Source organism: Marinomonas rhodophyticola, from assembly GCF_026113935.1.
GTDB classification, from domain to species: Bacteria; Pseudomonadota; Gammaproteobacteria; order Pseudomonadales; family Marinomonadaceae; genus Marinomonas; species Marinomonas rhodophyticola.
In genome coordinates, this window is the sequence record NZ_JAPEUL010000006.1 from 315,607 (window position 1) to 329,251 (window position 13,645).

14 protein-coding genes and 1 pseudogene are annotated in these 13,645 nt (G+C 44.3%); 6 read left to right on the plus strand and 9 right to left on the minus strand.

Translation table 11 applies throughout. The annotated features are described in order from the left end of the window. Window positions 1-112: 112 nt before the first annotated feature. Together ONZ52_RS07450 and ONZ52_RS07455 are read right to left on the minus strand one after the other, a co-directional pair. On the minus strand, window positions 113-790 hold the full coding sequence (locus ONZ52_RS07450; protein WP_265218029.1) for a DMT family transporter: 678 nt from the start codon (window positions 788-790) through the stop codon (window positions 113-115). 95 nt (window positions 791-885) lie between these two features. Beyond that, the gene (locus ONZ52_RS07455; protein ID WP_265218030.1) at window positions 886-1,113 is read right to left on the minus strand and encodes a hypothetical protein; all 228 of its coding nucleotides are present in this window, start codon (window positions 1,111-1,113) and stop codon (window positions 886-888) included. Window positions 1,114-1,206: 93 nt separating this feature from the next. Here ONZ52_RS07455 and ONZ52_RS07460 point away from each other — a divergent pair, with 93 nt between their 5' ends. After that, on the plus strand, window positions 1,207-1,668 hold the full coding sequence (locus ONZ52_RS07460) for an Lrp/AsnC family transcriptional regulator (protein ID WP_265218031.1): 462 nt from the start codon (window positions 1,207-1,209) through the stop codon (window positions 1,666-1,668). Window positions 1,669-1,756: 88 nt separating this feature from the next. Here the strand turns inward: ONZ52_RS07460 and ONZ52_RS07465 are convergent, their stop codons facing one another. Next, complete coding sequence (locus ONZ52_RS07465) at window positions 1,757-3,370, minus strand: methyl-accepting chemotaxis protein (RefSeq protein WP_265218032.1); 1,614 nt, start codon at window positions 3,368-3,370, stop codon at window positions 1,757-1,759. 653 nt (window positions 3,371-4,023) lie between these two features. Here ONZ52_RS07465 and ONZ52_RS25330 point away from each other — a divergent pair. From ONZ52_RS25330 to ONZ52_RS07480, 3 genes and pseudogenes are all read left to right on the plus strand, one after another. Next, a pseudogene (locus ONZ52_RS25330) lies at window positions 4,024-4,703 on the plus strand (DUF2868 domain-containing protein). Beyond that, window positions 4,654-4,992 carry a DUF2868 domain-containing protein gene (locus ONZ52_RS07475; protein WP_265218034.1) on the plus strand — a complete coding sequence of 113 codons (339 nt, stop codon included), beginning with the start codon at window positions 4,654-4,656 and terminating at the stop codon, window positions 4,990-4,992. Before ONZ52_RS25330 ends, ONZ52_RS07475 begins: the two are co-directional and overlap by 50 nt. 3 nt (window positions 4,993-4,995) lie before the next feature. Continuing rightward, window positions 4,996-6,354, plus strand: coding sequence for a DUF3482 domain-containing protein (locus ONZ52_RS07480; RefSeq protein ID WP_265218035.1), 1,359 nt, complete (start codon window positions 4,996-4,998; stop codon window positions 6,352-6,354). A gap of 3 nt (window positions 6,355-6,357) precedes the next feature. On the opposite strand, the gene ONZ52_RS07485 is transcribed toward ONZ52_RS07480, so the two are convergent. From ONZ52_RS07485 to ONZ52_RS07495, 3 genes are all read right to left on the minus strand, one after another. Beyond that, window positions 6,358-6,957 (minus strand): 1-acylglycerol-3-phosphate O-acyltransferase, encoded by a 600-nt coding sequence (locus ONZ52_RS07485; protein ID WP_265218036.1) that lies wholly within the window; start codon window positions 6,955-6,957, stop codon window positions 6,358-6,360. Between the two features lie 169 nt (window positions 6,958-7,126). Further along, entirely contained in the window at window positions 7,127-8,932 is a 1,806-nt protein-coding gene (locus ONZ52_RS07490) for a GGDEF domain-containing phosphodiesterase (protein ID WP_265218037.1), read from the minus strand. After that, window positions 8,917-9,252 (minus strand): hypothetical protein, encoded by a 336-nt coding sequence (locus tag ONZ52_RS07495; RefSeq protein WP_265218038.1) that lies wholly within the window; start codon window positions 9,250-9,252, stop codon window positions 8,917-8,919. The genes ONZ52_RS07490 and ONZ52_RS07495 overlap by 16 nt, the downstream gene beginning before the upstream one ends. A gap of 355 nt (window positions 9,253-9,607) precedes the next feature. On the opposite strand from ONZ52_RS07495, the gene ONZ52_RS07500 reads away from it, so the two are divergent. Together ONZ52_RS07500 and ONZ52_RS07505 are read left to right on the plus strand one after the other, a co-directional pair. Then, a complete protein-coding gene (locus ONZ52_RS07500) occupies window positions 9,608-10,684 on the plus strand; it encodes a carbohydrate kinase (RefSeq protein WP_265218039.1) in 1,077 nt (358 codons plus the stop codon). Then, a complete protein-coding gene (locus tag ONZ52_RS07505; protein WP_265218040.1) occupies window positions 10,681-11,586 on the plus strand; it encodes a pseudouridine-5'-phosphate glycosidase in 906 nt (301 codons plus the stop codon). The genes ONZ52_RS07500 and ONZ52_RS07505 overlap by 4 nt, the downstream gene beginning before the upstream one ends. A gap of 47 nt (window positions 11,587-11,633) precedes the next feature. Here ONZ52_RS07505 and rlmF read toward each other — a convergent pair whose 3' ends face one another. From rlmF to ONZ52_RS07520, 3 genes are all read right to left on the minus strand, one after another. Next, complete coding sequence (gene rlmF, locus ONZ52_RS07510) at window positions 11,634-12,614, minus strand: 23S rRNA (adenine(1618)-N(6))-methyltransferase RlmF (RefSeq protein ID WP_265218041.1); 981 nt, start codon at window positions 12,612-12,614, stop codon at window positions 11,634-11,636. Window positions 12,615-12,703: 89 nt separating this feature from the next. Next, the gene (locus ONZ52_RS07515; RefSeq protein WP_265218042.1) at window positions 12,704-12,907 is read right to left on the minus strand and encodes a type 2 periplasmic-binding domain-containing protein; all 204 of its coding nucleotides are present in this window, start codon (window positions 12,905-12,907) and stop codon (window positions 12,704-12,706) included. Between the two features lie 20 nt (window positions 12,908-12,927). Next, window positions 12,928-13,635, minus strand: a complete 708-nt coding sequence (locus tag ONZ52_RS07520; protein WP_265218043.1) for a LysR family transcriptional regulator — start codon at window positions 13,633-13,635, stop codon at window positions 12,928-12,930. Window positions 13,636-13,645 lie beyond the last annotated feature (10 nt).

The following is a 13,645-nucleotide window of genomic DNA, read 5'->3' on the forward strand; positions in this document are numbered from 1 at the left end:
AAGAAAAATAGGCATAAAAAAACTGCCTATCTTGATCACAAAAGATAGGCAGTTCAGTAGCGTGTATTAAAAGCGTGTTTTATAGATCATAAAAAACATGATCCTAAATGAACTACCGCTTCTTAAAAATCCCACTGGCAATAACGACGCCGATGCTGACGAAGATGAGTCCGGCGATGGAGTAGTTTTCTAGATGTTCGCCAAGTACTGGAATGGCGATGAGTGCGGCGAGTACTGGGGTGAAGGCGCCGATGGCGGCCATGTTTTCAGCGCCGAGTTTTTGGATGGCGTAACCGTAAGAGAACCCTGTCATCAAACCAACGAGTATACTTTGCACAAAAATTTGCCCTGCCAACATATCCCAAGAGGCGTTCGCTAAGCCGCTGGAAGCTAATCCAGTTGCCCATAAAAACGCCAGCGCGATCAAGGATACCAAGCCCATCAACGCTGTTGATACCAAAGGCGGTAAACCAGCGATACGCAGACTCACGGTATACACAGCCCAAAAGAAGCTAGCAGCAAGCAATAATAAATCGCCTTTCCAGGTGTTCTCAGGCGCAGTAAGCAGCGACAAGCTGAATAAAACCACCACGCCTGCACAAACGAAGCTCAACCCAATCTTGCGTTCACGGCTGACTTTTTCTTGATAAAAAAGCACGGCCAACAAGGTTACGAAGAAGGGAAAGGCACCAAGAATCAATAAACCTGCGTGAGATGCTGGCGCGTATGTCAAACCGGTGGCACTTAGGTAGAAAAACGGTAAGCCTGCACCACAAACGATACCGAGCAAAAGTATGGGAGAAACGGCTTTTACTTGGACTTCTAGCGCGCCATAAGAAAGGAAACAGTAATAATGCTGGCGGAGAAAATCGCAGTATACCTAAATCAAAGGCAGTCAAGGTGTTGGTCATACCAGCACGCATACTGACCAGCCAAGAAGCCCAAATCAAAATACTCACCAAGGCAGCTAATAGACCAAGGCGAAAGCCCCAGCCAGTGGCGTATTGTTTGTATTTTGGCGGCTCTTGAGCGGACATGGATGATGTGTGTTGTGAGACTGTTTGCGGCATAACCACCTCGCGGGAAATCGATAGCTTTATTATCTGCTCTCATCCGCGAGCATGTCCTTGCTATTTACCCTCAAGAAAGGATATTTTTTAGCATATAACACTCAATTCGATTCTATAAATTACTAAGTGTGCCAATATGGATAAAACAGACCTAGATATTCTCTCTCATCTGCAATCAGACGGACGTCTGACTAACGTGGCATTGGCGGAGGAAATCCACTTATCGCCCTCGCCTTGTTTACGCCGCGTGAAGCAATTGGAAGACTCTGGTGTGATCGAGGGTTATCACGCTCGCATTGATCGTCAAAAGGCAGGATTCTCCATGACGGTGTTTGTGGAAGTGCGTTTGAAAAGCCACGCAGGCGATAAACACATTGTGTTTGAGAAGGCGATTTTGGAGATGGAAGACATCATTAGCGCGCATCTTGTGTCTGGCATTGCGGATTATCGATTAGAGGTGGTGGCCGTCGATTTACAAGATTACGAACGCATTCTGAAAGCCTTACAGTCCTTACCTCATGTCAAAGACATTCAAAGCCACTTTGCTATTCGCTCGGTAAAAACCGCGGCGCCATTGCCGCTAAAAAGAATCTCCTGATCTCTCCCCATTTGTCAAAGCGTAAAACGACAAAACCGTTTATCTCTCGATAAACGGTTTTGTCTGTGGAGCACGCTTTCCGTCGGTGCTATACCTTAAAGCTGCCTACTTGCTGATCTAATCCTTTATACAACTGAGTAATATCTTTCGCTTGCTGAGCTAGTAAATCAGATACAGATTGAATGGAATCAGTCTGATCTTTCAACGACACCATGTTGCGATTGATATCATTGGAAACAATAGATTGTTCTTGAGTAGCCTGCGCGGTCTGAGCCGCCATTTCTTGAACTTTTGCAAATGATGCCTGTATACCATTAAATATTTTAGTCACTTCACCAAAGTTGGTAACCGTAGATTCAGCGTTATCACGACTATTTTGAATCGCTTTAGACGACTCAGACACATTAATCTTAAGCTGCTCAATCATGCCTTCAATTTCATTGGTACTGTCTTGGGTACGGGTTGCCAAGGTACGAACTTCATCCGCAACCACAGCAAAGCCTCGACCCTGCTCACCTGCACGAGCGGCTTCTATTGCAGCGTTCAGTGCCAACAAGTTAGTCTGTTCGGCGATATTACGAATCACTTCCAAAACAGAGGCGATACTTTCTGAACTCTTTTGCAACTGACCAGAGCGACCAAGGGCAAGCTCGATATCTGCCACTAGCGTTGTAATGGCATGTTGAGATTTATTGACTGCGGCCATACCACTTTGGGTCAAATTATTAGAATTCTTCGCCTCATCGGCAGTATCACGCGCTACTGTCGCCATTTGTTGATTGGACATATCCATTTGGTGACCAGCACTGACAATGGAAGCTGACGCATTCGCTAATGCAGTCGTAATTCCTGACGTCTGTTTGGCAACATTATTAAGCTGCCCTGTCATATCACCCAAGGCATCTGATTGTTTGTGAATATTACTGATAATCCCTCTTAGACGGCCAACAAAGTCATTAAACTCTTTGGCAAGATCACCTAGCTCATCGTCAGTCGAAAACTTAATACGTTGAGTTAAATCGCCATCGCCCTCCGATATTTCACGAATGCGTTGCCCTAAATAACGTACCTGATTAGCGAGCGTTTTTGGTGTTCTGTAGCTAAACCAAGCCGCGATAAGTAAACCCAAAAGGACGATAACTACCGCAAACTCTTCAAAGACAGAAACTTGTTCTTTAATGCGCTTTTTCGATAGGTCTGCATGAGCATTGACCGCTTCACCAGCTTTATCCAGCATGCCTCTTAATGCCTGAAAGTCAGCATTGGCTTTTTGCTCTGCCGCATCAAATCCTGAATCACCAGGTTTTAAAGCCACAAAAGCGTTGGACGCATTTAGCCAAGTATTGAAAGCCCTCTCAAATTCGCCAAACGCCTGAAAAACTTGTGGCTCATTCGCTAAATACTGACGAAATAAATTAAACCTATCTTTCACCTGTTGGGCGTTTTCAACCCTATCCTTTTCTTCATCGATCAGATTACCCACACCAACCACAATACGCTGTTCAGCCAGCTTGGCTTGATAAAGATCTCGGTCCGCATTCAGAATAACGGCAGAGGCTTTTCCGTAAGAGTCTGCATGTGCATTTAAAGCACCATTAAGTTGATTGATTATGTACCCCATAGACGCGGATGCAATGATGAATGTGATGCTCATGATCAAAACAGGTAGTGAGCTTTTTACTCTAATAGAATTTAAACGCATTGCTTTGTCTCCTAACAAAAACTATCGCTTTACAACATATAAGCCATGATAGAATTACTGGCACTCACTGAGCAATGCGGTTTAACAATTACCTACATTTATACTGAACTAAATAACGTATTAATACGTTTTTATTGATCTAACTCAAAATATAACTAACTCATTGTCTTTGTTAATTTTATTTGAATGATAAGTGAAAAATTTTCACTTAAAACACACTACTAAGTAAAGCAAAATCGTTTAAAGGAGAAGCCGCTTGTTAGAAAAAACTCCTAATAAAACCCTTGAAAAGAGCATTCCATAGCATGACTTTTCCAACACCCAGTGCAAAACTCGCTCTAGCGGCTTGGTTAGAATCTCATACTGAGTTTCGACTCTCTGCGCAGGCAAATAGCTTAACGGATGCACTTAAAGACTTAGAAACGTCTCCCAAACCGACAAGCTATTTAGCACAATTGAGGCAATTAAAGCGCTATTTCAATCGTACTATTTTTGCCGTACTGATGGCGTCCATGATCTTAGGGTTGGTGGCAGTACCACCAGCCTTTGTGACGAACCAAAGCGATCAAGTGAACATTTTCTGGTTGTTCATTATTTTGCTAGGCTTTCACGCACTGAACTTTATTGTGTGGTGTGTCACCATGATGGCCACCATGAGACAACATACAAACAGTAAGGGGATACTGCTAAGCCTGTTGATTTTCTTTAACAAAAAAATCAGTAAACACTCACACATCAATAAAGATATAAGTGAAGCCTACCTACACTGGCAATGCCCGACACATTCGAATAAATGGCTAATTGGCAGTCTTTCCCATGCTGCATGGGGCTGCTATCTATTAGCTGGCTGGTTGATGACTTTATTGTTATTGCTCACCAATCAAGTTAATTTTGTCTGGGAAACGACGTTATTAAGCGATGACGCTTTTATTCAATTAACACAGACATTAAGCCTCCTCCCCAGTGGTTTGGTATCGCACTACCAAACCAGCTTGATATTCTCGCAAGCCGAGTGGATCTCGTGTCACAAACGGCCATCACAAGACAACATTGGGCCAATTTCCTGCTCGCAAGCATTATGTTTTATGGCGTCTTACCACGGCTAGTATTCACCATCCTCTGCCTAAGTATGTATCACATTACACGCGCAACACGGCCGCTTAGTACACAAGAAAAAATCATCCAAAATCGTTACCAACAACAAGAAAGTCACAATCGACATATTTTGGATGCAGACGATCATAAAGACACAAGCAAAAGCATCCATACCGACGCGACACACAATGGCACACTTTCAGATAACACGCGCTGGAGCTCTGTTCGAGTGGAGTGACGCCAAACCCGATGAGTTAAGCAACGCACGCTCTGTGTCCTTGTTAAACAGCCGAGAAGAGCAAAATCAATTTTTAACCTTATCCAGTGATGAGCCAATTTATATCTTGGTCAATGGCAGACAAAGCCCAGACCGCGGGGTAAGACGCTTTTTCTCCCAAGCCCGCATGAGGTATCCTGCTGTCGTGATGGTGATATTAGATAACGGCAAGGACAGATTTGTCGAAGATTGGCAACGCCTTGCCAGAGAAACAAGTCTGCCTTCAACGCTTCTTTCGAAAAAGGACTAAACCGTGTCAATTTCCCTTTTAGTGGTTGGCCACGCAAACACAGGCAAAACATCGCTGATTCGTACTTTGTTACGCCGTCAGGACTTTGGCGAGGTTAACGATAGAGCGGGCACCACTCGACATGTGGAAAGTGTCAAAATAAAGATCGGTCAGCAATCGGTCATGACATTGACCGATACGCCTGGGTTTGAAGATTCAATTGGTCTTTGGCAAATTCGCCACTCGCCCAGATTTCAATCTTTCCAAGGTGCGGACTGGCTACAGCCCTTTTGCGACAGCCAATTTGCCCAAGACGAATTCGAACAAGAAGCGAAAATTCTAAAACAACTTACTAAAGCCGATATCATCTTATACGTCATTGATATTCGCCAAGCACCGTTAGGCAAATACCTTGATGAACTGACCTTGCTGGCCAGCGCCAATAAACCCATTATTCCTATTTTGAATTTCAGTGCGACAGCCAGCGCGCATACAGATGCTTGGCGCAAAGTATTAGCAGAACGTCATTTGCACGCCGTCATAAAATACGACACGGTGGCCTTTTACTTTGAAGATGAAAAACGTCTTTACCAAAGTATTCAAAGTTTAATGCCAGAAGACTACGACACCATTGCTCAGCTTATTCAATCTCGAGAAGAAGCCGCTCAATTACGCAAAACCATGGCCAGCCGTCAATTAGCCGAGTTAATGTTAAAAGCGGCCAGCACTCGTCTTGAATGCTCGAGTTATCCCCTGGCTGACAATGAATCACGTGCTTTTGAAGACAACGTACGCTCACTAGAAAATCGTTTTATCCGTCAACTTTTGCGTCTTTATGAATTCCAAGAAGAAGACTTAATCGCTACGCCATTAGCCATTCAAAATGACCGCTGGCAGCAAGATATATTTGCAAAAGAGACGCTTAAAGAATGGGGAATCGAAAGTGGCACCAGCGCGCTAACAGGCGCAGCAATTGGCGCTGGTATTGATGTGATGTCGGCAGGATTAACGCTTGGAACAGCCACAACGATTGGCGCCTTACTTGGCGCCACATGGAAAACAGGGAGGCATTACAAAGACACACTGAAAAGCAAACTGACCAACCGCTACTATCTGTGTCTTGATCACGCCACACTAACGCTACTGTGCTTACGAGGATTAAGTGCCATTCATCACCTACATCAGCGTGGTCACGCGACGCAACAAGCCTATGAACTCAACACTCAGACACAAAATGACGACCTAATCGCTCAGCTAAAGCCATATTGGAAACAAGCGCAACAGCACCCAGAGTGGGCAACACAAGATCTACCGGATACACATCCAAGCGTACGAGATTTACAGAAGTACTTAGACAAAGCCATTGAGCAAAATAGCCATTAACGCTTAGTGAGCACGCAGGAGTTCGCGATCCAATCGTTGCTGGGTTGCCTGCATCTGTTGCTCACATTGCTTCATCAAACCTACCACGTCGGTCTCTTGTAATCCTGAGGTATCAATGGGAGGTAGCATTTCAACCAGCACCTTGCCATTATGCCAGCGGTTCAAATGTACTTGACCATGAGTGCTGCTACAGACAACAGGAACAATAGGAACACCTGCTTGGACTGCCGCATGAAAAGCACCACGTTTAAAAGGTAACCAGCCACGTCCTCGGCTGCGAGTGCCCTCTGGAAACATCCAGATAGACAATCCAGTTTTGGTCATACTAGAGACGATTTGATCAATAGTGGCAATCGCTTGTCGTCGATTTTCTCGATTAATCAGGAAGTTACCACTGGCCCAGTACAAAATGCCAAAAAATGGAATCCAGCGTAAACTGGTCTTTCCTACCGTCACCACACCTTTAGGGACCACTACAGCGAGAGTGAATAAATCAAAATTATTTTGATGATTCGCCACATAAACCGCTTGAGGAATGTTTTTTGTGGACTCCGCCACTCGACCTTCAACCGATAAACCAAATAAAGGTACCCACTTGAGCAAACACTCTACCTAAATAATACACACGATTTTTCGACCATAGCGTCAGTAGACAAAACACAATACCAAAAAGTGTGACACCTACCACCAACAATAAGAGCAATGCCATCCGTATCAAAAGCAACATATTGAAATAAACCTCACATTAACAGCGTGTAAGATTGATTAGGGGTTAACGCGAGTGAAATGCCTCACGCCATTTATAAAACTCTTCTGCAACCAAGGGCTTAGAAAAAAAGTAGCCTTGAATTTTATCACAATGATATTGATTTAAGAGCGCCACACCTTCCGCATTTTCAGCGCCTTCCGCCGTCACTTGAAAGCCCAAGCTATGGGACAGTTCAATGGTCGCTTTGGTGATGAACTCATCACCCTTGTTGGTATCAATGTATTGAATAAAGGCTCGATCAATTTTTACTTCGTTCACCGGCAATTCACGCAAATACGACAGAGAAGATTGACCTGTACCAAAATCATCAATAGCCAGATGAATACCCATTTCTTGCAAGGCTTTCAGTACCCCAATCACTTTCACTCGATCTTTCATTACCGCACTTTCGGTGACTTCAAGAGCCAGAGCACGTTCAGGTAAACCGTACGTTTTTAATGCCTTAGCAACCGTCTCAGGTAACTCTTCATCTACAAGGTCATGAGCAGATAAGTTGACCGCAACACGAATTTCGTGCCCTTGTGCCCACCATTGGCTCAGTTGTGATAATACCGTATTCAGTACCCATTTAGTGAGCACCTGTATGTTACCGGCATGCTCTAACAAAGAGATAAACTCATCGGGCGGGAGAAAACCCAGTTCGGGATGAACCCATCGAATCAGCGCTTCCGCTTCATGACAATCATTTAATGCCCCTCCAACCTTAGGCTGATAAACGACAAACAGCTGATTGCTTTCCAGCGCAATAGGCAAATCTCGAATGATCATCAGTCTACGGCGATGATCTTCATCCTGGCCCTCTTTATAAAACACACAAAGCTCGCTCTCTTCTCGTGCTTTGTCAGCAACAATATCCAGCCGCCTCATGGCGCTATTCACACTGGCCGTCGCATATTCAAAAGGCAGTACCGCAATACTAATATCCAGTCGAATACTAGAGCCTTTTTCCACCTCGAACTCATCATGTAAAAAACGCTTCAAATCACTGCAATCTTGGCAAGCTATGTCTTTGTTGGAAATCACTAAGAACTTATCCGCACTCATCCGTGCCAACATTAGGGCGTCTTTTTTCCAGTATTGTTGAAGGCGCTCAGCCATTTTCGACAACAAAACATTACCAACATCAAAGCCCAGCATATTATTAATTTGCTTAAACTGGCGAATATTCAGTAACACCAAAGCGCCTGTGGTTTTTGGCAAGGCTTCACTTAAATAATGCTCAACGGCACTTTGATTAAATAACCCCGTCAGTTGATCGTGAGATGCCCGATAAGTCAGTTCTTCTTCACGATTAATAATCGATTCTTGCATGACTTTCATGGTGTTAGACAACACACCAAACTCACCAGATACTGATGGCGCTTCAATACTTTCTTTGCTGGATCCGCGACCGATTTGCGATGCATATTCCACTAAACGTCCAATCGGCTGGGTCATATTTCGAGCCAACGCCACACCAAATAATAAGGCCAGCGCCAATACCCCCGTAAAAATCAATATAAGCTGACTACGGGTATTATTGTAGCTTTCTAACCAAGGTCCATAAGGTAGGTGAATAATACCCCATTGTGTTGGAATACCTAAATCCACCCCCAAAGACAAATATTTTTCATCATTAGAGAAAATGGGATACTCAAGAACATCGTTAATGTCGCCTATACTATTAAATAGCCTTACCTTCTCATCGGTTGGCAATGTTGAAAAGCCAGCCAACTTTTCTTCATCATTGGTCTCGTAAACAAAACTAATATCTAGCCCTGTGACGTTTTTGATTTGTTCCGCCAAAACCTGATCTAACGAGAAAGCCATGCCCACCCAGGCAATGACATTGAGAGCCTCACTGGCACCAAAACCAACTGGTAAGCTCGATTATCAAAATCGATCATAGTACTGATTGACGCCCCACCTGACCGACGAGCAGACAATACCAGTTCAGAGATGGTATTACTCATTTCAATTTCTTGAGTAACGGTAATGACCTCACCTCGAGGCGAAACCAGCAGTGAAATGTCAGCGTTAATACGGGCACCATGATTTTGCAATACTGATTGTAATGTGCCTGTTTCTCGTGTTGCAACGGCTTGTTTAAAACCAAAATCTGACGTTAATATTTCAACACCTTTGGTCAACTGCTCAGCGCGCGCTTCGAGTAATAAATCAAATACTTTGCGCGAGACATCGATCGAATCAACCCCCTGCCTGTAATTGTCTTTTTTAACGATGACAATACAGCCAAAGCCGTGCCCAACTGCGCCAGCGCAAGCAGTATTAAAACAAACATGATCAGTCGTGCTTGAAAGCTTTTCAACACTCTAAAACCTCTTTGATGCTAATGACCTAGGCTACTAAGCATTAGGGACAATGCACACGCATATTCACAGATAATAGGGGGTATTTAAATTGTATGCCATATTCTCATAAACGATCTTGTATTTACGCAAATAATAACATAAGTTATTCATTTAAACTTTTGTTATTTAGCTTATGAAAGATCAAACATATCGTGTTTATCAAGCCATAAAAAGCGATCCGCTTGCGTCACAACAAGCTATTGCAAACCGACTCAATATGAGTCGAGAGTCCGTTGCTGGTCATATCATGCAGTTGACTCGACAAGGGTATATCTTAGGAAAGGGCTATTTGCTTGCTGAGCAAAACACTTATGTCGTTTTGGGTGGTGCCAATGTGGACATCAACGGCCATAGCGACAAAAACCTACACTCACACGATTCAAATCCAGGCACCATTAGCCAAAGTCCAGGTGGTGTTGGGCGAAATATTGCCGAAAATCTAGCCCGTCTAGGTGAACACGTACACCTAATTGCGCCTATTGGATTAGATCAACGCGGCGATTGGCTCATCGAGCAAACACGCTTAAGCGGTGTTGAAACTCACAACGTCTTACGTCACGAAACTTTGCCCACAGGCACGTATCTTGCCATCAATGATAGTAATGGTACCTTACTGGCCGCTATTGCAGACATGCGCATTATCGACAGCCTAGAGGAACAAAAGCTCAGTAGCAAACAGGCACTGTTACAAAGTGCTCATCGTATTATTATCGATGCCAACTTGCCCGCTGGCATCATTGCTTGGCTTGCTCAACAGCCCCTATCAGCACGCTTTATTGCGGATGCAGTTTCCACCGCTAAAGCACCACGTTTACAAGCAATACTGCCAAAATTAACCCTACTCAAAGCCAATCAGGATGAAGCTAGGGCCATTCTTGGTTGCGCAGAAACCAATCCAGAAACGCTAGCAAAAGCCTTGATTGGCGCAGGAGTGGGCGAGGTCTTACTTAGTCTAGGCAAGCAAGGTGTGCTTTATGCAGACAGCACGCACACGATTAGACAAGCGTGCTATCCAGTTCAAGCCGTTAGCGACACAGGTGCTGGAGACGCTTTACTCGCCGGCTACTTAAGTGCTTGTCAACAAAACATGAATCTAAATCAATCGCTGTCTTTTGCTCTCGCTTGTGCAGCTATGACATTAGAAAGCCCTCATGCCAACAACCCAGAACTAACGGTTCAAACGGTCACCCAATGGATAGAAAAACAATGAATGAATATTTAGATATACACCCAGATGTTGCCGCAGCGATTACGGCAGGAAAACCCGTTGTAGCGCTAGAAAGCACTATTATTTCTCATGGTATGCCGTGGCCACAGAACGCGGAAACCGCCAAAAAAGTAGAGCAAATCATTCGTGATAATGGTGCCGTGCCTGCTACCATCGCGATTATTGATGGCCGCCTAAAAGCGGGATTAAGTAACGATGAAATAGACACCTTAGCGAAAGCCGGTTTATCCGTCACCAAGTGCTCACGTCGTGACTTGCCCTATGTCGTGGCTAAGAAACAACATGGCGCGACAACGGTAGCGGCTACGATGATTATTGCAGCCATGGCAGGCATTAAGGTATTTGCCACTGGCGGTATTGGTGGTGTTCATCGCGGTGCACAGCAAACCTTTGATATTTCTGCGGATTTGCAAGAGCTGGCAAAAACCAATGTTGCCGTTGTCTGTGCTGGAGCAAAATCCATCCTTGACCTTGCGCTAACCCGTGAATACTTAGAAACTCAGGGTGTCCCCGTATTGGGCTACAAAACAGATACCTTGCCTGCTTTTTACACCCGAGAAAGTGACCAAACGGTCGATTATAATATGATCTCAGCTGAGGAAATTGCCCATTTCATTAAGGCAAAATGGGCGATGGAATTACACGGCGGCGCGATTATCGCGAACCCTATTCCTGAAGAATTTGCTATGGATAAAGCCACTATTGACGCAGCAATTAATCAAGCATTACTAGAAATGGAAGAACAAGGCGTGGCTGGAAAAGAGTCCACACCATTCTTGCTAGCACGTGTTGCAGAATTAACCGGCGGTGACAGTTTAGCAAGCAACATTCAATTGGTGTTTAACAACGCACGTTTAGCGGCCGAAATCGCCTCCGCACTTTGACTAAGCAAATGACATGGCAAACCTACGTTTGTCATGTCTAACTGGCATCAGCTTTGCCAATAATTGTCTTTCCAATAGTCGATTTGATCGTCCCCCAGAAAACTCCAGGCGACGAATCGACTAATTTTTTGACCTTGCGCCATATCAATCGTTTTCACCTGACGAGCACCAACCTGTTTTAAAGTCCTATAAATCGTTTCTAAATTCGCCTGACGTGCGACTAAAGAGGTAAACCAAAAACAACGGTCCGCGTATTGCACACTTTCTTGAATCATTCGAGAGATAAACCCTGCCTCACCGCCATCACACCAAAGTTCTGCAGACGTGCCACCAAAATTTAGCGCAGGTTTTGCGGTTGTTATTTTGCCTTTTACACCACGCCATTTACGCTGGGATTCATCCATCATAGCCGACTCACTGGTATGAAAAGGTGGATTACACAAGGTCAAATCAAAACGGTCTTTTTCTTTCCACACGCCGGAAAACAATTTGTCAGCTTGCGTCTGCAACCGCACCACTATCGCGCCTTTTAAACAAGCATTGGATTTCACAATTGTATCGCATGTCGCCACAGCAATAGGGTTAACGTCTGAACCTACAAACTGCCAACCGTATTCTTGATGACCAATAATGGGATACACGCAGTTAGCACCCACACCAACATCCAAGACTTTTATTGCTTTTCCTCGTGGAATAACCCCGTTATTGCTAGCCGCTAGCAGGTCTGCCAGATAATGAATGTAGTCCGCACGCCCTGGAATAGGTGGACAGAGATAGCCCGGCGGAATATCCCAAAACGCCACACCGTAAAAATGGCTCAGCAAGGCGCGGTTTAAGGTTTTAACCGCATTGGGATTAGCAAAATCGACGGACTCATTGCCGTATTGATTCAGTTGTATGAAGTTTGAAAGTTCCGGACAGGAGTCAGCCAATAACGCAAAGTCATAGCGTGCTCGATGCGGGTTGCGAGGATGAAGTTCTAACTTGTTGGTGCGTTTGCTCTTCGTATTCTTGCTTTTTAAGACCACAATAATGCCATTATTTCAAACCAAAATGCGAGTATAACCGAATTTCTTAGCTTGGACTAAATCTACGGATACATCATCGCTCTAGAATATTACGGCTCTGGATAAGGAATTAATGTTTTTGCAACATCTTCAATGAGCGTTCTAAACCACTTTACAGCAGGGTCTTTCTCAATACTTTTAGGCCAGCTTACAAAGTATTTGGAGTCTGGAAAGGCAACAGGTAATGGTTTCATTGTAAGATTAAATTGTTCACAAAAGCGATCCGCCAGCAAACCACTGGTACTGATCAACAATGACGTTCGCCCAACCGTTTCTAATGCCGACAAAAAATAAGGCGTACGAAAGGCAAAGCGGCGTTCATGGGCCTCTCTCCTAACACTAGGTCACTCACCGCTCGTCGAGTTCCTCCCATGCTCACCAGTACATGAGAGAAGCTCAGATATTCATCCAGACTAATATGCTCTTGCTTGGCGAGCGGGTGATTATTCGACATGATGCAGCGGAATTTTTCATGGCCTAATAAAACCTTACGGTATGTATTAGGAATTTCAATGTATTCACTACACAAAACGACATCGACCGAATGTTCCGTTTGACTGATCAAACTGGTTTCCGTAATGGTAGTCGTTTCCAAAGAAGCAAATGGCGCTTCTTGATAAAAGCGTTCTGCTATCGAAGGTACATAAGCTTGTGCTTGATAATGGGTAGTTTGTAAACGAAACACTCGATTGCTACTCTGTGGTTGAAAATCTGGCGGTGAGTCGAGTCCAGCCATCTGCTCCAATAGCAACTTTAAAGGTGCTTCTAGCGCCAATGCCTTTGACGTTGGCACCATGCCTTTTGAAGTACGAAGAAACAAAGGGTCATTAAAGGCATCACGCAATCGATTCAGTAAGCGACTCATGGCAGATTGACTCAAATACAAACGATTCGCGGCACGTCCGACATTACGCTCTTCTAATAAATATAAAAGCCCAGTCAAGGATTTGAGATCCAAATGTTGTAGAGAGTTAGGAATCATAGGTAAATCT